Raw genomic sequence first — 18,456 nt, forward strand, 5'->3', positions numbered from 1 at the left:
TCGTAATCTGCATGAGGACGCTCCCTTCCGCTAAGTGTGGATAACACTTTAACTTTGGCACATAGATGCCGTTAGGAAGGGGGCGTCCATTCCATTACCACAGTTACAGTGTTCCTCCTTAACTGACTGGCATTGGGGCTTGCCCCCTCCCACATGGCGTATTTAGAACGGGTAGTTTTTCAGTTCGCGGGCGATGACCATCCGTTGAATCTCACTGGTCCCTTCATAAATCTGCGTGATTCGCGCATCCCGGTAGTAGCGCTCCACCGGGTAATCCTCCAGGTAACCGTACCCGCCATGGATCTGCATGGCCTGGGAACAGACCTTTTCGGCCATTTCCGAGGCGAATAGCTTGGCCTGGGACGCTTCCGACAGGCAGGGCTTGCCGGCGCTGCGCAGGCGCGCGGCGTGCAGGATCAACAGGCGCGCGGCGTTGAGGCGGGTCTGCATGTCCGCCAGCAGATTGGCCACGCTCTGGTGCTCGATAATTGCCTTGTCGAACTGCACGCGCTCACGGGCGTAAGTCAGCGCCGCTTCGAATGCCGCACGGGCGATGCCCAGGGCCTGGGCGGCGATGCCGATACGGCCGCCTTCGAGGTTGGACAACGCAATGGCCAGGCCTTTGCCGCGCTCGCCGAGCAGGTTGGCTTCGGGCACGCTGCAGTGGTTGAGGGTGACGGCGCAGGTATCGGAGGCGCGTATGCCCATTTTGTGCTCGGTGCGGTCCACCACGAAGCCCGGCGTGTCGGTGGGCACCAGGAACGCGGAAATGCCTTTTTTGCCCAGCGCCGGGTCGGTCACCGCAAACACGATGGCCAATTTGGCCCGCTTGCCGTTGCTGACGAATTGCTTGGCGCCATTGATCACCCATTGGCCGTCGCGCAGCTCGGCACGGGTACGCAGGTTGTGCGCTTCCGAGCCGGCCTGGGGTTCGGTCAGGCAAAAGCAGCCAATCGCCTGGCCGCTGGCCAGTTGGGCGAGCCAGGTTTGTTTCTGCTGCTCGCTGCCGTAGTTGAGGATCGGCCCGCAACCCACTGAATTGTGGATACTCATCAGTGCGCCAGTGGCGCCATCCCCTGCCGATATCTCTTCCACGGCCAGGGCATAGGCCACGTAATCGACGTAGGTGCCGCCCCATTCTTCGGGCACGACCATGCCGAGCAGGCCCAATTCGCCCATTTTCGCCACGAGGTCATCGTCGATCCAGCCGGCTTTCTCCCAGGCCTGGGCGTGGGGGGCGATTTCACCGCGGGCAAAGTCGCGCGCCATGTCGCGAATCATCACTTGTTCTTCTGTGTATTCAATGTCTTGCATGAGTTATTTCGCAACCTGCTCGAAGTCGTGGAAGAAGCTGTCGACATGCGCGGCATCCAACGCCTGGAGCGTCGGCGGATGCCAGCGCGGGGACTTGTCCTTATCGATGATCAGGGCACGCACGCCCTCGATCAGGTCGCCACGCTCGAACCACTGACGGTCCAGGTGCAACTCCAGCGCGAAGCATTGTTCCAACCGCAGACGGCGGCCACGGCGCAGCATCTGCAGGGTTACGGCCATGGCCAGGGGGGATCGGGTCTGCATCAGGTGCACGGTGTTCAACGCCCACTCGTGGCTGTCGGCCACGGTGACGGCCTGCAATTGCTCGACGATGCTTGGGATATCGGGCAGGGCGAAGAAATGGTCAATGGCCGGACGCAGCGCCGCCAGCGGCGCGTCCGGCAGCCGTTGCACGGCAAGCTTGGCTAACACGCCTTGCAGGTCTTTGAGCGGCGCGTCATGCCATTGCAGGCGGTCGAGTTTCTGGTCGAGCTCGGCAAGCCTGGCGCTGTCCAGGTACCAATTTGCCAAGCCGCAGTAGAGTGCATCCGCCGCGCGGATCTGCACCCCGGTCACGCCGAGGTAAATGCCCAGCTCCCCGGGAATACGCGGCAGAAAGTAGCTGCCGCCCACATCCGGGAAGTAACCGATCGCCACCTCCGGCATTGCCAGGCGGCTGCGCTCGGTGACTACGCGCAGGTCTGCGCCTTGCACCAGCCCCATGCCGCCGCCCAACACAAAGCCATCCATTAAGGCCAACACCGGTTTGCGGTAATGGTGGATGGCCAGGTCGAGCGCATATTCTTCGACGAAAAAATCCTGGTGCAGGGTGTCGCCGCTTTTGAAACTGTCGTAGAGGGAGCGAATATCGCCGCCGGCACAGAAGGCTTTGTCGCCAGCGCCGCGCAGGACCACGGCATGGACCTCGGGATCGTCCGCCCAGGCCTGCAATTGCCGGGTCATGTGGCGGACCATGTCGAGGGTAATGGCATTGAGACCGGCGGGACGGTTGAGGGTAAGGTGCCCGATATGGTTACGAACCTCGGCGAGCACCTCGTCCTGAGGCGCATCAGCCCGGCTTGCTTCGGATGAAACCTGAGCAGTCATCTCTAACTCCCTGCTTTTATTGTTCTTTATCAAGAGGTCCGCAGACGGACCATCCCGCGATCCTACCAGCGCAAATTTGCCCAGTACAACCGTGAATCCTGCAGGTCGTTCCTGCATTTATGCACACGCCGGGAGGGCGGGACAGCCCGCCCGACGTTATGCCCGTCAGGGCACACGGCTGGCCAGTACCTGGCCGACGCTGCGGCGCCGTGCGTGAGCTTCCGCAGCGTGAATCAACTGCTCCAGCTCGGTGGGAGCCACGTCATAGAATTGCTCCATTTCAGCCAGTGCCAGCTTCAGGTCGGCAGCGGTGACGGCGGCATCGCGTGTGGCATTCGGGTCGGGCAGGATCGCTGCGGGTGCCTCCACCGCACCCTTGGGGTAACGCGTGCGCGTGGCGTTATTGTAGGCCAGCGCGCAGCAGAGCAAGGCACCGGCGCCCATCAGTACCGCACCGAGCTCCTGCCAGCCAAGTGCCGCAGAGGCCGGATCCGCCAGCACCAGCGTCATGGCCAGGCCACCCGCCGGCGGGTGCAGGCAGCGCAACCAGCACATCAGCACCACGCTCATGCCGGCCGCCAGGCAGGCGCCGCCGAGGGTGCGGCCCAGTACCCTGGCTACTAATAAAGCGACCACGCCGGCGCACAGGTAACTGCCGATGATCGACCAGGGTTGCGCCAACGCACCGGACGACACGGCGAACAGCAGCACCGCTGACGCCCCCAACGGGCCGAGCAGGTGCAACGCGACATCCATGCCAAAGACTTGGGCGCACAGCCAGACACTGAACAGGGTGCCCAGCGCCATGCCGATGGCGGCGCGGCTCCATTCCGAAGGGCGGGTGTTGATAGCAGCGGGGAACCAGCGAGCAAGCATTGATGAGATCCATAAACGGCGGGCAAAAAAAAGACTCGTCTGGTCACCCGGAAAAGTCTTTGGACGCTCCTGCCGCTGGGCAGGAACGCGAGCAGTGTGCCGTGGGGCTTCGTTCAGCGCCAATGCATATTAATGAGGGTTAAATACAAAAAAATTGGATTGAAGCGGTGTCAGCCGAACGGAATCGAACAGATGACACTGGCCAGCGGCGTATTGCGTTCACCCAGTACGCGGCTGTCGGTTTCTTCGTTGAAGAGCCGTTTGCGCAGACACTCCTGCAGGGCGGGTTCACTGGCCAGAGGGCCTTTGAGGGCGACGAGGGCGTCGCGCAGTTCCATCAGTCGATCCAGGGGCGGCACGGGCAGGGGGCCGACATGCAGTTCATTGCAAATATCGTATGGCACGGCATTTTCCTCTCATGAAGTAAACCACGGCAGTGGTTGCGGCCCATAGCGTCCTTGTTGTTATCCATGGCCTGTGGCGGTAAATGATTACCGCCATTGGTCACGGAGTTTACAGTCGCGTTTCAGGCGCGGGAAAGGGAAAAGACAGCAGTCATTACGCATAGCTGCGTAGGACGTTTCTGCACTCGCGGCCTTTGTGTAAAGGTTCACAATGCCGACGGTTTACTCAGGTGCAGCAGCACATAAGGGTTGCGGTCGAACTCCCCGGTGAGCGTCGGGGTAAGACCGCGAAAACGCGGGTCCTGCAACCCTTCGAAGTCCGCCTGGCTCATCACCAGCCAGGCCGGCCCCTGCAGCGGCGCCAGGTCGGAGGCTTGCTGGGTAAACAATGGCACTTGGTCGCAATCGAGGTTAACCATGTACTTGATCGCTTTGGCGTCTTTGCCCAGGCCGTGCAATACCACCGGCGCACGCGCTTGCATCACCTGCTCGTGCACCTGGAGGGTAAAGGTGCGCGTGTCGTAGAGGCTGCGCTCCAACGGCTCGACCACCAGGATATACGTGGCCCACACCGCCAGCACGGCGGTCAGTGCCGGACCCGTCGCGCGCAGGCGCGCCTTGAGCAAGCCCAGCACCGCCAGCACCTGCAATGCCGCCAGTAAGCTGATTATCGGCATCAGATGGCTCAATGGCTCGGGGTAGCGCGCACGCATGAACACCAGCCCGGCGATCAGCAGCACGGGCAACAGCGTCCAGAGACCCAGCATGAAGCCCCGCAACCAGGCAAACGCCCGCCCTTGGGTCACGTAAAAAGGGTACGCCGCGATAATCGCCGCCATGGGCAACATAGGCAGCACGTAGCGCGCCTTTTTCGCCTGGGGAATCGACAAGCCCAGCAGCACCAGCAGGGCGGCGGCAGCGCAATAACCCACCAGTTTCAAGCCCGGCTGCGGCGTCTGCCTGCCGCCCAGGGCTACCGCCAGCAGTACCAGCAATGCCATCGGGTAGGCCAGGGCGTAATTGCCCAGCGAGCTGGAGAAGTAATACAACGCACCGCTGGACCCTTCGCTGCCATCCATGCGCCCCAGAAACTGCATGCGGATCACGTCCTGCATGAAGGTCTCGCCGCCGCTGAGCTTGGCCAGCAACAGCAACAGGCCCACGCAGGCCACCAGCAACGCCAGCGCCAGAAAGCCAAAGCTGAACAGCTGACGCCATTGGCGATTGATCAGGTAGTAACTGCAGAGTACGCCTGTGGGCACCACCAGGCCGATCGGCCCGCGCACTGCAAACCCCACGATCAAAAGCAGGTACACCCAGTGCAGGCGCTTGCCCGCGTCGAAGTGATCATGGGCGTAACCGAGGTAGAACACTGCCAATGTGACTGCGGCGAGCATCTGGTCCAGGGACACCGCGCGGGTTTCGCTGATAAAGGTGCTGCTGAGCAGCAACAGCGCAACGCTCAGCAAACCCCAACGTTGGGAGTACGGGGCGGTCAAGCGATAGATCAGGGTCACAATCAGCGCCGAGGCCATCGCCGTGGGCAGCCAGGCGGTAAAGCTGCTGACGTGTCCCAGCGGCAACGACAGCAGCCACGTGAGCAGCGTCGACGTCGCCAGGTAATCGGCGTAGGGCTGGCCATAGGTGGTGGGAAAAAAGCTCGGCCCATGCCGCAGCATTTCCTGGGCAAACACCACAAAGCGCGAATCGAAACCGATGATCGTCTGGTTCCAGTTACCGGCAATGAACAACAGCAGGCCCAACAGCCCCAACACCAGGGATTGGCGGCGAACCGTGGCATTGAGCAGGGGCGATCGGGTTTTGTTCACGTCTCAGGCTTCCACGACCTGCGGCACCCACTGTTGCTGGGGAATCGGCAATTGGCAGGAGTCGCCACGGCCCATCGGGAAGTATTGGAAGCCTTTGCGCGCCAGGCGCTCACCGTCGTAGAGGTTGCGGCCGTCGAAAATCACCGGCGTTTTCAGGCGCTGGTGGATCAGGTCGAAGTCCGGCGCCTTGAATTGCTGCCACTCGGTGCACACGATCAGCGCATCGGCGCCCACCAGGGTGGACTCGGGCGTGCCCATCAGCATCAGGCGGGTCTCATCGGCATAGATGCGCTGGGTTTCCTGCATGGCCTCGGGGTCGAAGGCGCGCACGTCGGCCCCGGCGTCCCACAGGGCTTCCATCAACACGCGGCTGGGGGCGTCGCGCATGTCATCGGTGTTGGGTTTGAAGGCCAGGCCCCACAGGGCGAAGGTCTTGCCGCGCAGGTTGCCTTTGAAGAACGCGTTGATGCGCTCGAACAGCTTGCTCTTCTGACGCTGGTTGATCGCTTCGACGGCTTCCAGCAGGTCGCTGGAGCAGTTGGCCTGCTTGGCACTGTGGATCAGCGCGCGCATGTCTTTGGGGAAGCACGAGCCTCCATAGCCGCAACCGGGGTAGATAAAGTGGTAGCCGATGCGCGAATCGGCGCCGATGCCCAGGCGCACGGCTTCAATGTCGGCGCCCAAGTGTTCGGCCAGCTCGGCGATCTGGTTGATAAAGCTGATCTTGGTGGCCAGCATGCAGTTGGCGGCGTATTTGGTCAGCTCGGCGCTGCGCAGGTCCATGAAGATAATGCGGTCATGGTTGCGGTTGAACGGTGCGTACAGATCGCGCATGACTTCGCGCACTTCTTCGCGCTCGCAGCCGATGATGATGCGGTCCGGCCGGCGGCAGTCGGCAACCGCCGAGCCTTCCTTGAGGAATTCGGGGTTGGAGACGATATCGAACGCCAGGCTGCGGCCGGCCAGGTGCAAGGCTTTGTCGATATGAGCGCGCAGGGTGTCGCCGGTGCCCACGGGCACGGTGGACTTTTCCACCAGAATGACCGGCTCGATCCGATGGCGAGCCACGGCATCGCCGACCGACAGCACGTATTTCAGATCCGCCGAACCGTCTTCATCCGACGGCGTGCCCACCGCGATGAACAGCACCTCACCGTGCTCGACGGCGAGTTTCTCGTCATAGGTAAAGTGCAATCGCCCGCTTTCGAGGTTCTCCTTGACCATGGCGGCCAGCCCCGGCTCGAAGATACTCACATGGCCCTGCTGCAGCAGCTTGACCTTGTTTTGATCGACATCCATGCAGATGACATCGTGACCGACTTCGGCCAATACGGTGGCCTGCACCAGGCCGACGTAACCACTACCAAATACGCTGATTTTCATGGGGCATTCCTGGGACTTGTAGAGCGAGCACGACGAGAGTTGATAACCAGCACACCCAGGATGACAAATGCCACCCCGAGAGTTTTCGAAAGCGAAAAATGTTCGTTGAACACCGGCAGGCCGGCCGCCAGCAGGTACACCAGCGCGTAGCTGATGCTCAGCAGCGAATAGGCCCGACCCAGCGGCAGGTGCTTGAGGGCCACCAACCAGCAAAGCATCGACAGGGCGTAGGCACAGATCGCCAGAAACACCACCCCGAGGGCTGCAAGATCGATCTGCGCATTGAGCCATTCATGGGGCAACGGTAAACGCGTCATGCTCCAACGCATGCCCAACTGCGCCGCGCTGACCAGGCCGACGCTGCCCAAGGCCAGGGCAAACCCGCGCGCGCGGCTCATACCTGACGCCCCAGCAGCACTACACCGGCGATCACCAGCGCGACGCCCAGCCAATGCCGCGCGTCGATGGGCTCTTTGAACACAAAGCGCGCCACCAGGGTGACCAAGACAAAATTCAGGCTGAGCATCGGGTAAGCGATGCCCACCTCAAGGCGCTGCAATACGAGCAGCCATACCAACAGTCCGAAGCCCAGGCACAGCAGGGCCGACCACAGCCACGGCGAACGTAGCTTCAATGCCCAATCGTCCGGCTGCTCGCGCCAGCCCTCAACGGCGAATTTCTGCGAGACCTGGCCCATGCAGGTGAGCAGGCAGGCGCTGAGTAACAGAAGCAGGGTGATCATTGCGCGACCTGCGGGAAGATCAGGATCACGATATTGCCCTGCGCATACCGCTGGCCGTCTGCGGGCAGCAGGGCGAGTTCTTCCTTCTCACCCTGGCTATTGACGCGCATCACCACGCCCACGGGGCCGCTGCGACGGGTTTGGGCCATCCAGGCCTGGATCTGATTGCGGTCGACCAGACGGTGAGCGGTGTCCGCATAAGCCAGGCCGTATTTCACCTCGCCAGAGGTGTTGTACAGCGTGATGTCGGGCCGTTTCAGTCGCCATGACAACGCCGCGGAGGCGCCCAGGTCGTTGCTCAACAGCGCAATGGAAGGCTTGAGTTCTTCGGCATGATCGATGATGAACTGGTCCGGGGTCTTGTTATAAACCACCGAATGGGGCAATGCGGCGGGCACCAGCGCAACCAGCAGGCCGCTGCCGATCAGCGGTGCGGCCCACAGCGTCGCCGGGCGTACCGCTTGCAGCAGGTTGACCAGGACCCAGCCGGCGAGGCAGGTGAATACCAGCACCAGACTAAGGGTTTCATCACCCTGTACGTACACTGACTTCTTCAGTTGGAACCAACCGAGCGCCAATAGGGCAAGCACGCCGATCACCAGGTTCAGCCACCCGTTGATGCGTACCACGCGGTCACGGCCTTGAGCGAGTTTGTCGCTCAAGGTAGAGCCCATCAGCAAAGCCAGGGGCAGCAGGCACGGCATGATGTACGCAGGCAGTTTGCCTTTGGCCAGGCTGAAGAATGCCAGGGGCATCAATAGCCACAGCAGCAAGTACGCGGTGTCGGGCAGGCGCCGGTCCTGCCACGCCTGTTTGAGGCTGGACGGCAGCAGGGCAACCCAGGGCAGCGTGAACGCCACCAGCAAGGGCAGGTAATACCAGAACGGCTCGGCGTGCTGCGCGTCTTCGCCGGCAAAGCGTTGGATATGCTCATGCCAAAAGAAAAAGTGCCAGTAATCCGGCTCTTGCAGGTGCACGGTCAAGGCCCATGGCAGGCTGACCAGCATCGCCGCAGCCACGGCCACTGGGCCGAACTTGAACAATTCCATCGAGCGTTTCTGCCAGACGGCGTAGGGCAGGGCGATCAATACCGGCAGTAACCAGGCCAGGAAGCCCTTGGTCATGAAACCCATGCCACAGGCCACGCCCAGCAAGGCCCAGGACCACAGCCTGGCACGCGGCGTGCGGCTGGCGAAGCAGAACCACAGGGCTACGCCCGTCAGGTTGACCCAGAAGGTGAACTGCGGGTCCAGATTGGCGTAGCCACCGAGCATCGCCACGCTGACGAAACTCATGTACAGCACAGTGCTGACCAGGCTTTTCTGCGGGTCGTTCCACAACCGGCGGGCCATCAGGTAAACCAGCAGGATACTCAAGCCGGTGCTCAAGGCCGACGCAAAACGCACGCCGAACAGGTTCTGCCCGAACATGGCCTGACCGAGCGCAATCATCCAGTAACCGGCGGCAGGTTTCTCGAAATAGCGGATACCCATAAAGTGCGGCGCGGCCCACTTGCCGGTCAGCAGCATTTCCTGGCTGATCTGCGCATAGCGGGTTTCATCCGGAATCCACAGGCCGTGGGTGGCCAGCGGTAACAGGTAAAACACGCCAAACGCCAGCAGGAGCAAGGGCAATGCCCACCGGCGCGTCATGCCTGCTGCACTCCCAGCCAACCCTCGCGACCACTCAACGCACCGCGCACCAGGTGTTGCTGGGGCAGGGTGGCGAGGTCCGTGGGCAACAAGTCGCCCAGCGGTGTGAAATCGATGCCGCGCTGCCCTGCCTGGGCGAGCAACCGGCGAAAATCTTGAGCCATCAGAATCCCTTCTACTTCTGCATGGATGGTATAGACGTTGAGCTTCGACGCCGTGAAGCGGTCAAGAATGAAGTTATTGAAATCCTTGGCGGCGACCACCGGCCCGACCACTTCGTCGAACGTCGGCAGGTCCACCGGAATTTGGGGCGTACCCGCGCTGCCGTCAGCCAATGTCGGCCGAAACAGGCTGGTGCCCCGGCAATCGCTGTTGTAGCGAAAGTTGAAACCTTGTTTGGCTTGCACGACGCGTTCATCGGCACGCCAGCCGGCCGCCGCTGAGCAGTCGATGCGCGCGCCGAGGATGTCGCTCAGGGTGTCCACGCCACGTCGAATCTGCTCGATCAACTGCGCCTCGCTCCAGCGCCCGGTGTTGGCCTGCCAGCCATGGTGATCCCAGGCGTGCAGGCCGACTTCATGCCCGGCGGCCTTGGCCTGGCGCATCAAGTGCCCCAGGTCGCGGCCGATCGGCTTGCCCGGCCAGGCAGTGCCCGCCAGCAGGATGTCCCAGCCATACAGGCCGGCGGCATTGGAGCGCAGCATCTTCCACAGAAATTGCGGGCGGATCAGGCGCCACAGGTGGCGCCCCATGTTGTCCGGCCCCACACTGAAGAAGAACGTCGCTTTCACCCCGGCTTCATCCAGGGATTCGAGCAACCGTGGCACACCTTCGCGGGTGCCACGGTAGGTATCGACGTCGATGCGAAGACCTGCCTGCATCAGCGCTTGTCCGCCTGTTCGAGCATCGCTTCACGCAGGAAGAAATCCAGCGTGTTGCCGATGGTTTCGCTCATTTCCACGGTCGGTGCCCAGTTCAGCAGGCGCTTGGCGTTTTCGATGCTTGGCTTGCGGTGCGCCACATCCTGGTAACCGGTGCCGTAGAACGCCTTGCTCTCCACATCGCGGAACCCGGCGAACGGCGGGAAGTTGCCGCGCAGTGGGTGCGCTTCGAACTGGCGCAGCAGCTCTTCGCCCAGTTGGCGAATGCTGGCTTCGTTTTCCGGGTTGCCGATGTTGATGATCTGGCCGTTGCACGCTTCATTGTCGTTATCGATGATGCGCGCCAGGGCTTCGATACCGTCGGCGATGTCGGTGAAGCAGCGTTTCTGCTCGCCGCCGTCGAACAGGCGGATCGGCGTGCCTTCCACCAGGTTCAGGATCAGTTGGGTAATTGCTCGGGAGCTGCCGATACGCGCCGAATCCAGGCGGTCGAGGCGCGGGCCCATCCAGTTGAACGGACGGAACAGGGTGAAATTCAGGCCCTTGGCACCGTAGGCCCAGATCACGCGGTCCAGCAGTTGCTTGGAAACCGAGTAGATCCAGCGTTGCTTGTTGACCGGGCCGACCACCAGGTTGGAGGTGTCTTCGTCGAAATACTGGTCCTGGCACATGCCATAGACTTCGGAGGTCGACGGGAAGATCACGCGCTTGTTGTACTTGACGCAGTAGCGCACCAGCTTGAGGTTTTCCTCGAAGTCCAGTTCGAACACGCGCAGCGGGTTGCGGGTGTATTCGATTGGCGTGGCAATGGCCACCAGCGGCAGGACCACGTCGCACTTCTTGATGTGGTACTCGATCCACTCGGTATGGATGCTGATATCGCCTTCCACATAATGGAAGTTGGGGTGGCTGCGCAGACGCTCGATGGCGTCGGAACCGATGTCCAGGCCATAGACTTCATAACGGTCGTCGCGCAGTAGGCGCTCGGAGAGGTGGTTACCGATAAAGCCGTTCACACCGAGGATCAGCACGCGGGTACGGCGTGGCTTGCGGCCGGACTCGGCGCCACGCAGCACGGAGCCGTCCACCAGGCCCAGTTCGTTGGCCAGGGAGGGCCCGGCCAGGTACAGGCCGTTGTCGTTGCGCTGGCCGAACTTGATCACCAGGGAATCTTCACCGCAGGCGATGCGCAGCGGGTTGACGCTGATCACGCGGCCGGGCGCCAGGCCTTCGTTGCCCTTGACCACGTCGGCCTGCCAGACGATCAGCTTGTGCTCGCCCACGGCGCAGAAGGCGCCCGGGTATGGCTGAGTGACCGCACGCACGAGGTTGAACAGTTCTTCAGCCGGTTTGTTCCACTCCAGCTTGCCGTCGGCGGCCGTGCGGCGACCAAAGCAGGTGGCCTGGCTTTCATCCTGGGCCGTTTCAGTCAGCTTGCCCGCGGCCAGTTGCGGCAGGGCATCGCGCAGCAGGTGGGTGGCGGCGTCACGCAGCTTGGCGTGCAGGGTCAGGCCGGTGTCGCTGCGCTCGATCACAACTTTGTGCTGAGCCAGGATCGCGCCGGCGTCGGCACGTTTGACCATGCGGTGCAGGGTCACGCCGGTTTCGGTTTCGCCGTTGACCAGCACCCAGTTGGCAGGCGCGCGGCCACGATACTTGGGCAGCAGCGAACCGTGCAGGTTGAACGCGCCTTTGCTCGCGGTGCCCAGCAGCGCTTCGCTCAGCAGATTGCGGTAGTAGAACGAGAAAATGTAGTCCGGATTGAGTTTGGCGATGCGCTCGACCCACAGCGGGTGGTTGGCGTCTTCCGGAGCGTGCACGGGGATGCCGTTACGCGCGCACAACTGGGCCACGGAGCCGTAGAAGTTGTTTTCCTTGGGGTCATCGGCATGGGTGAACACGGCAGCGATGTCGTAACCGGCAGCGAGCAGCGCTTCGATGCCTGCACAACCAATATCGTGGTACGCGAATACAACGGCTTTTGAACTCATGACTGGACCTGATCGGAAGAAGTGGAAGTGTGGGAAGACGCCAGGCCGTCGACGACGACCACGGGTGCCGGTGCCGCCGGTTGGTTGCGCAGCACTTTTTCAATAAAGAAACGCGGGCGGGCGCGCACATCGCTGTACATACGGCCCAGGTATTCACCCAGCAGGCCCATGCCGATGAACTGGCCACCGGTGAACACGAACAGCACGGCAAACAGCACGAACAGACCGTCACCGGCCCAATCGGCGCCGAAGGCCAGGCGCATGACGATCAGGGCAAAGGCGAACAGCATGCCCAGGGCCGCCAGGCTGAAACCGACGATGGACAGCAGGCGCAGCGGGGTGGTGGTCATGCAGGTCAGCAGGTCGAACATCAGGCTGATCAGGCGCATGGCGCTGTATTTGGATTCGCCGTGCTCGCGCTCGGCGTGGTGCACCAGGATCTCGGTGGTGTGGCGGGCAAAGCCGTTGGCCAGGATCGGGATGAACGTGCTGCGCTCGCGGCAGGCCAGCATGGCATCGACGATGGTGCGGCGATAGGCGCGCAGCATGCAGCCGTAGTCGGTCATGGCCACGCCGGTGGAGCGTTGCACGGCCAGATTGATCAGGCGCGAAGGCCAGCGGCGAAAGGCCGAGTCCTGGCGATTATTGCGCACGGTGGCAACCACGTCGTAGCCCAGGGCCGCTTGTTCCACCAGGCGCGGGATTTCTTCGGGCGGGTTCTGCAGGTCGGCGTCAAGGGTGATCACCACATCGCCCCGGCATTGCTCGAACCCGGCCATGATTGCCGCATGTTGGCCGTAGTTACGGTTGAGGATCACCGCGACCACGTTGCTGCCATCCTCTGCGGCGGCGTCTTCGAGCAATTGCGCGGAGTTGTCGCGGCTACCGTCATCGACCAGGATGATTTCGTATGCGTAGGCCAGTTGCTTGCAGGCTGCCGTGGTGCGGCGCAGCAGCTCAGGCAGGCTGTCTTGTTCGTTGTAGACCGGGATAACGATCGACACGCACTGAATAGGGTAGGGTTTCAAAGATTCATGACCTCGGGGTTAGAGCGGCTTGGAGCGTGAAAACAGCAACGAAGCACGACGGGCGCGCTTTAGCGCACCGCTAAAGCTTAAGCACAATCAACAGGTTAACTGGCAAACCACGGATTGCCATGAAGTACTGCGTTTAAGGTTAAGCGGAAAAATGTGGAACGAATATGAAAGCCGGATGAAAAACTCGTTTATTTGACAGGTAGACAGCCAGGGTTCAGCTAGCCCCGCTGGATAAACAATCTTCTCTGCATCAACGCTCAAGTGCCGGTAAAGTAAGCCATCTCTTGCCAGGGTACTCGGATGAATAGTGTGCAGCTTTTACGCGGCCAATTGCGGCCAGTGTTGATGGGGTTGTTATTGAGCGTGGCCTGTATCGCCACAGTGCGGGCCGATGACGGCGTGGCGCTCACCAGCATCGACCAGGTGCCGGATGGCGTCGAAGTGCGCGGCAAGCAGATCGCTGCCTATACCTGGGATGACCAGCAGGGAAAAAACCTCCTGGTGCTGGCCGAACAGGTCAATGAGCGAGATGACGATGGCACCCAGACGGCTTTTGTCTACGCGGCCCAGTACCTGATCGACGGCAAGCGCCCCAAACGCATATGGATGCTCTACGACGATGTGCAGCGCTGCCAGTTCGACGCGGCCCTGCGCTTTGATCGGACTGCCACCCGGGTTACCGACTTGAACGGTGACGGCCTCACCCAGACCATCGTCGGTTACTCGCTCACCTGCACCAGCGATGTCAGCCCCAATGAATTCAAGTTGATCATGCGCGTGGGCAAGTCGCAGAAATTCCGCCTGCGCGGCGTCGACCGTTACGGCGCGGCCTGGTGGGACGAAGAGGCCGGCGCATTGCGTGGCATGCCCTTGCCCAAGGACTGCAGCGTGGCCGCGCAGCAGGCGTTGGTCAGCCAGTACAAGGAGCAGGGCACCGAGCTGCCATTGCCGGGCTGTTACCGCGATGAGGACGATTTCGCCAAGGCGCCGGACGCCTACTTGCCCTACATGCGCAAACACTGGTTCGCGCTGATGCAAAAACAGGACAGCGAGTGGAGCCAGGCCCAGACACAGGCGCCGGAGCCGACCGAGGATGAAGAAACCGTCCCGTGATTTTGTGCGAGGGCGAGTCCTGCGCTAGACTCAGCCCTCGCCAATTCACTGAATAGCTCGAACAAACAATGGTTTGCTCGCGTTATTTAATCCAAAGGCTGATTAGTTTTGACTGAGTCGCTGCGCAACCCTCTGACCCTCTACCTCACCCGCCTGGCACCTTCGAGCCAACTGACCATGCGCTATGTGCTGCAGGATGCCGCCGACCGCTTGGGCTTCGAGGACATCAACCTGGAAGACATCGACTGGCACCTGCTGCAGCCCGAGCACGTCATCGCCCTGGTGGCAGCGTTGCGCGAGGACGGCTACGCCCCGAACACATCGTCGCTGTACGTGAACGCGGTGCGCGGAGTGATGAATGAAGCCTGGCGCATGAGCCTGATCACACAGGAACACCTGTTGAAGATGCGCACTGTCAAGGCCGCCGCCGGTACGCGCCTGGGCCAGGGCCGCAACCTGCGGCGCACATTGATCCGCGAACTGATGGAAGTCTGCGCCGCCGACCCGCGCCCGCAGGGCCTGCGTGATGCCGCGGTGATCGGGATTCTCTACGGTTCAGGCATGCGCAAGTCGGAATCGGTCAACCTCGACCTTGCGCAGATCGACTTTACCGAGCGCAGTTTGCGGGTGATCGGCAAGGGCAACAGAGAACTGGTCAAATACGCCCCGGACTGGGCCTTTGCCAAATTGCAGGCATGGCTGGACTTTCGCCGCCAGCAACTAAAACCGGGCGAGCAGGACGACGACTTCCTGTTCAACCGTATTCGTCGAGGCAGCCATATCACTCGGGAACGTATCACCAAGCATGCGATTTACTACATTGCCCGTCAGCGCGGGGAGCAGGTGGGGGTGAAGATCATGCCCCACGACTTTCGTCGTTCATTCATCACGCGAGTGATTGAGGAGCATGACCTGTCAATCGCACAGAAACTGGCGCACCACACCAATATCCAGACCACCGCCAGCTATGACGTGCGCGACGACAATGAGCGGCGGCGGGCGGTGGATCGCTTCGATCTGTAGCGCAGCAGTCACAGAATCGGTTTGCCGCCTGTGACGGCATAGCGCGAGCCGGAAATGTAGCTGGCTTCGTCCGAGGCCAGCAGCACGTAGATCGGTGCCACTTCCACCGGCTGCCCGGGGCGGCCCAGCGGGGTTTCGCTGCCGAAGTTCTGCACGTCCTCATCGGTCATGGTCGCCACGATCAACGGGGTCCAGATCGGGCCAGGGGCGACACTGTTGACGCGAATCCCCTTGCTGCCGAGCATCTGCGCCAGGCCGCCGGTGAAGTTGGCAATTGCCCCTTTGGTGGCGGCGTAGGGCAGCAACGTCGGCTTGGGCATGTCGGAGTTGACCGACGTGGTGTTGATAATCGAACTGCCGGCCTTCATATGCGGCAGCGCGGCCTTGCAGATGCGAAACATCGCGGTGATGTTGATATCGAAGGTCTTGACCCATTCCTCGTCCTCGATTTCCTCGAGGGTTTCATGGCTCATTTGGAACGCTGCGTTGTTGACCAGCACGTCGATACGGCCGAACTGTTCGACGGTTTTGTCCACCAGCGCCTGGCACGTGGCTCTTTGCGCGATATCACCGGGCAGCAGCAGGCACTGGCGGCCGGATTCTTCGACCCAACGCGCGGTTTCCTTGGCGTCGTCATGCTCATCCAGGTATGCGATGGCGACGTCGGCGCCTTCTCGCGCAAATGCGATAGCGACCGCACGGCCGATGCCGCTGTCGGCACCGGTAATCAGGGCGATCTTGTTGGCCAGGCGGCCGGAGCCCTTGTAGCTCTGTTCACCGCAGTCCGGGTACGGGTCCATTTTCTTCTGAGTGCCGGGCACGTTTTGCGCCTGGGGAGCGAAAGGTGGGCGTGGATAGTCAGTCATTTCCAATCTCCATAGGTTTCTAAAGGTGCTATGGGATTAGTAGTTTCATGGCCGGCGATAGTTGTAATGGATGCCGGCCAAGCCCGACGAATGGTACCGCTCAGGAGGAGGGTGGGGCGCTCGCCAAGTGCGGCGGCAAGCGGCGCAAGGTCCACAATACGGTGATCAGCGCCGCAACCGCACACAGCGCAATGCCGATCAGCATCGGCGCCGGGGTGTGATCGGCGAACACGCCTACCAGGCTCATGCACACTGCGCCCGTGATCATCTGAATCGCGCCGAGCAACGCCGAGGCCGAGCCCGCCACGGCGCCGTGGTCTTCCATGGACAGCACGCCGGCCGCCGGCAGCAGCAGGCCGAGAAAACCGAAGCCGATAAACAGCAGCGACATCATCAACGCCAGGCTGCCGGACCACAGTGTGGTAATTGCCAGCAGGCTCATCACCACCGCCACGCCGATGACCGAGCCGCGAATCAACGGGGCCAGGCCAAAGCGTGCGCTGAGGCGCGCAGTCAGTTGGCTCATGGCGAAGAACGACGCGGCGTTGAGGGCGAATGCCAGGCTGAATTGGGCCGGCGTCAGGCCGAAGTGTTCTATGTACACGAACGGTGCGCTGCCGATAAACACAAAGAATGTGGCCAGCCCGAAGCCGCATACCACCGACAACCCCATGAACACCGGATCGCGCAGTAAGGCGCCGTAGCTGCTGAACGCACCGGCCAGGGTCTTGCCCAGGCGCCGCTCGGCCGGGTGAGTTTCAGGCAGTTGCACAGCGGTCATCACCAGGCACAGCACGGCCACCACCGCGAGCACGGCGAACACTTCACGCCAGCTCCACAGCGCAATCACCAGGCTGCCGGCCAACGGCGCAAGGATCGGTGAAACACTCATCACCAGCATCAGCAGCGACATCAGCCGCGCCGCTTCGTGGCCGGTGTACAAGTCACGCACGATGGCACGCGGCACCACCATGCCGGCACAGGCACCGAACGCCTGTACTGCGCGAAACGCGATCAGCACTTCGATCGTCGGCGCCAGCGCGCAACCGACGCTGCCCACGGCAAAAATCACCAGGCCGGCGTAAATCGGCGGTTTGCGCCCGAACACATCGCTGATCGGCCCGTAAAACAACTGGCACACGCCGATCACGATAAAGAACACCGTCAGGCTCATCTGCACCGCCGCCGGTGACGCCCGCAGGCTGGCGCCGAGGGTGGGCAGGGCGGGAAGGTAGCTGTCGATGGCGAATGGGCCGATGGCGGTAATCAATCCAAGCAGCAGGGCGAGATGGGCAATACGACGAGACATGGGGCGATTCCGGGCCGAGCAAAGGCCGGCCAGCTTAAGGTATCCGCGCAGATACGCAAACTTAGGCTTCAATAACAGGAACGAGATGCCGATAACGGTACTAACGACGCTCAGGCGGTTGGCATTTCAACCGGCGTTCCAGGCACAGGGATACCCGCATGACGATCAAACTACGCTTGATGCTGTTGATTGGGACCGGATTGTTGACCGCCATGCTCATGAGCCTGGTCAGTTATCTGGGGAACGCACGGATGAGCGACGCTGTACGCGACAATGAAGTCAGCATGACGGTGCTGCGTAACCACATGGAAGCGGACATGATGCACGACGCACTGCGCGCCGATGTGTTGTCCGCCATGCTGGTGGGACTGGGCAAGAGCACCAGCAGCAAGGACGACGTCAGCAGTTCGTTGAAAGAGCACGCTGAGAATTTTCGCAAGGTGCTGGCGGATAACCTCCAGTTACCCTTGGATGAGGCACTGAAAACCAAACTGCAAAATATCAAGCCCAGCCTGGACACCTATATTAGTGCCGCCGAGAGTATCGTCGCACTGGCTCTGAGTGATCCCGAAGCTGCACGTGGTGAATTGGAGTCGTTCAATAAAGTGTTCAGCCAGTTGGAAGATCAGATGGCGTCCCTGAGCGAACTCATCGAAAGTCATACGCAACAGACGGGTATAGGCACCCAGCAGGCGATCAGCAACGCCAACTTCACCCTTGGCGCAGTACTTGCTGCCAGCTTGCTGCTGCTTCTGGCGCAAGGTCGTTGGGTCATACTCAGCATCATGGGCCCATTGCAGTCCGCCAGCCGGATTGCCGCCGGCATCGCGCGGGGCAACTTGAGCGAAACCATCGCCGAGCCGCGGCGCAATGACGAAGCCAGTTCACTGATCCGCAGCCTGGCGACCATGCAGCGTGACCTGCGCGGC

The 18,456-nt window shown here is 61.6% G+C and carries 16 protein-coding genes and 1 pseudogene; 3 read left to right on the forward strand and 14 right to left on the reverse strand.

The features are described from left to right. Positions 1 to 162: 162 nt before the first annotated feature. From G7025_RS12030 to arnC, 12 genes are all read right to left on the reverse strand, one after another. Positions 163 to 1,314 (reverse strand): acyl-CoA dehydrogenase family protein, encoded by a 1,152-nt coding sequence (locus G7025_RS12030; protein WP_181079419.1) that lies wholly within the window; start codon positions 1,312 to 1,314, stop codon positions 163 to 165. Positions 1,315 to 1,317: 3 nt separating this feature from the next. Beyond that, entirely contained in the window at positions 1,318 to 2,421 is a 1,104-nt protein-coding gene (locus G7025_RS12035; protein WP_181079421.1) for an enoyl-CoA hydratase/isomerase family protein, read from the reverse strand. Between the two features lie 165 nt (positions 2,422 to 2,586). After that, the gene (locus G7025_RS12040) at positions 2,587 to 3,297 is read right to left on the reverse strand and encodes an HPP family protein (RefSeq protein ID WP_181079422.1); all 711 of its coding nucleotides are present in this window, start codon (positions 3,295 to 3,297) and stop codon (positions 2,587 to 2,589) included. A gap of 170 nt (positions 3,298 to 3,467) precedes the next feature. Further along, positions 3,468 to 3,701: a type VI secretion system contractile sheath small subunit gene (locus G7025_RS12045; RefSeq protein ID WP_370694729.1), complete on the reverse strand. Its 234-nt coding sequence runs from the start codon at positions 3,699 to 3,701 to the stop codon at positions 3,468 to 3,470. Between the two features lie 206 nt (positions 3,702 to 3,907). Beyond that, positions 3,908 to 5,530 carry an ArnT family glycosyltransferase gene (locus G7025_RS12050; RefSeq protein ID WP_181079424.1) on the reverse strand — a complete coding sequence of 541 codons (1,623 nt, stop codon included), beginning with the start codon at positions 5,528 to 5,530 and terminating at the stop codon, positions 3,908 to 3,910. A 3-nt stretch (positions 5,531 to 5,533) separates the two neighbouring features. Next, entirely contained in the window at positions 5,534 to 6,913 is a 1,380-nt protein-coding gene (locus G7025_RS12055; RefSeq protein WP_181079426.1) for a UDP-glucose dehydrogenase family protein, read from the reverse strand. Beyond that, positions 6,910 to 7,311, reverse strand: coding sequence for a 4-amino-4-deoxy-L-arabinose-phosphoundecaprenol flippase subunit ArnF (arnF, locus tag G7025_RS12060; RefSeq protein ID WP_181079428.1), 402 nt, complete (start codon positions 7,309 to 7,311; stop codon positions 6,910 to 6,912). Before arnF ends, G7025_RS12055 begins: the two co-directional genes overlap by 4 nt. Beyond that, complete coding sequence (gene arnE, locus G7025_RS12065; protein ID WP_181079429.1) at positions 7,308 to 7,655, reverse strand: 4-amino-4-deoxy-L-arabinose-phosphoundecaprenol flippase subunit ArnE; 348 nt, start codon at positions 7,653 to 7,655, stop codon at positions 7,308 to 7,310. The genes arnF and arnE overlap by 4 nt, the downstream gene beginning before the upstream one ends. Next, positions 7,652 to 9,307: a lipid IV(A) 4-amino-4-deoxy-L-arabinosyltransferase gene (gene arnT / locus G7025_RS12070; RefSeq protein ID WP_181079431.1), complete on the reverse strand. Its 1,656-nt coding sequence runs from the start codon at positions 9,305 to 9,307 to the stop codon at positions 7,652 to 7,654. Before arnT ends, arnE begins: the two co-directional genes overlap by 4 nt. Beyond that, a complete protein-coding gene (arnD, locus tag G7025_RS12075; protein WP_181079432.1) occupies positions 9,304 to 10,188 on the reverse strand; it encodes a 4-deoxy-4-formamido-L-arabinose-phosphoundecaprenol deformylase in 885 nt (294 codons plus the stop codon). Before arnD ends, arnT begins: the two co-directional genes overlap by 4 nt. Beyond that, the gene (gene arnA, locus G7025_RS12080) at positions 10,188 to 12,179 is read right to left on the reverse strand and encodes a bifunctional UDP-4-amino-4-deoxy-L-arabinose formyltransferase/UDP-glucuronic acid oxidase ArnA (protein WP_181079434.1); all 1,992 of its coding nucleotides are present in this window, start codon (positions 12,177 to 12,179) and stop codon (positions 10,188 to 10,190) included. The genes arnD and arnA overlap by 1 nt, the downstream gene beginning before the upstream one ends. Beyond that, complete coding sequence (arnC, locus tag G7025_RS12085; RefSeq protein ID WP_181079435.1) at positions 12,176 to 13,207, reverse strand: undecaprenyl-phosphate 4-deoxy-4-formamido-L-arabinose transferase; 1,032 nt, start codon at positions 13,205 to 13,207, stop codon at positions 12,176 to 12,178. Before arnC ends, arnA begins: the two co-directional genes overlap by 4 nt. Before the next feature lie 309 nt (positions 13,208 to 13,516). Between arnC and G7025_RS12090 the strand changes: the two genes are divergently transcribed. Together G7025_RS12090 and G7025_RS12095 are read left to right on the forward strand one after the other, a co-directional pair. Then, the gene (locus tag G7025_RS12090) at positions 13,517 to 14,329 is read left to right on the forward strand and encodes a M949_RS01915 family surface polysaccharide biosynthesis protein (protein WP_181079437.1); all 813 of its coding nucleotides are present in this window, start codon (positions 13,517 to 13,519) and stop codon (positions 14,327 to 14,329) included. Between the two features lie 108 nt (positions 14,330 to 14,437). Beyond that, positions 14,438 to 15,352: a site-specific integrase gene (locus G7025_RS12095; protein WP_181079439.1), complete on the forward strand. Its 915-nt coding sequence runs from the start codon at positions 14,438 to 14,440 to the stop codon at positions 15,350 to 15,352. A gap of 8 nt (positions 15,353 to 15,360) precedes the next feature. On the opposite strand, the gene G7025_RS12100 is transcribed toward G7025_RS12095, so the two are convergent. Together G7025_RS12100 and G7025_RS12105 are read right to left on the reverse strand one after the other, a co-directional pair. Further along, positions 15,361 to 16,218 carry an SDR family oxidoreductase gene (locus G7025_RS12100; protein WP_181079440.1) on the reverse strand — a complete coding sequence of 286 codons (858 nt, stop codon included), beginning with the start codon at positions 16,216 to 16,218 and terminating at the stop codon, positions 15,361 to 15,363. 100 nt (positions 16,219 to 16,318) lie between these two features. Then, positions 16,319 to 17,527: a multidrug effflux MFS transporter gene (locus tag G7025_RS12105; protein ID WP_181079442.1), complete on the reverse strand. Its 1,209-nt coding sequence runs from the start codon at positions 17,525 to 17,527 to the stop codon at positions 16,319 to 16,321. Positions 17,528 to 17,685: 158 nt separating this feature from the next. Here G7025_RS12105 and G7025_RS27045 point away from each other — a divergent pair. Further along, positions 17,686 to 18,441: pseudogene (locus tag G7025_RS27045) on the forward strand (MCP four helix bundle domain-containing protein); the annotation flags it as partial. Positions 18,442 to 18,456 lie beyond the last annotated feature (15 nt).

Source organism: Pseudomonas lurida (assembly GCF_013522705.1).
Classification (GTDB): domain Bacteria; phylum Pseudomonadota; class Gammaproteobacteria; order Pseudomonadales; family Pseudomonadaceae; genus Aquipseudomonas; species Aquipseudomonas quebecensis.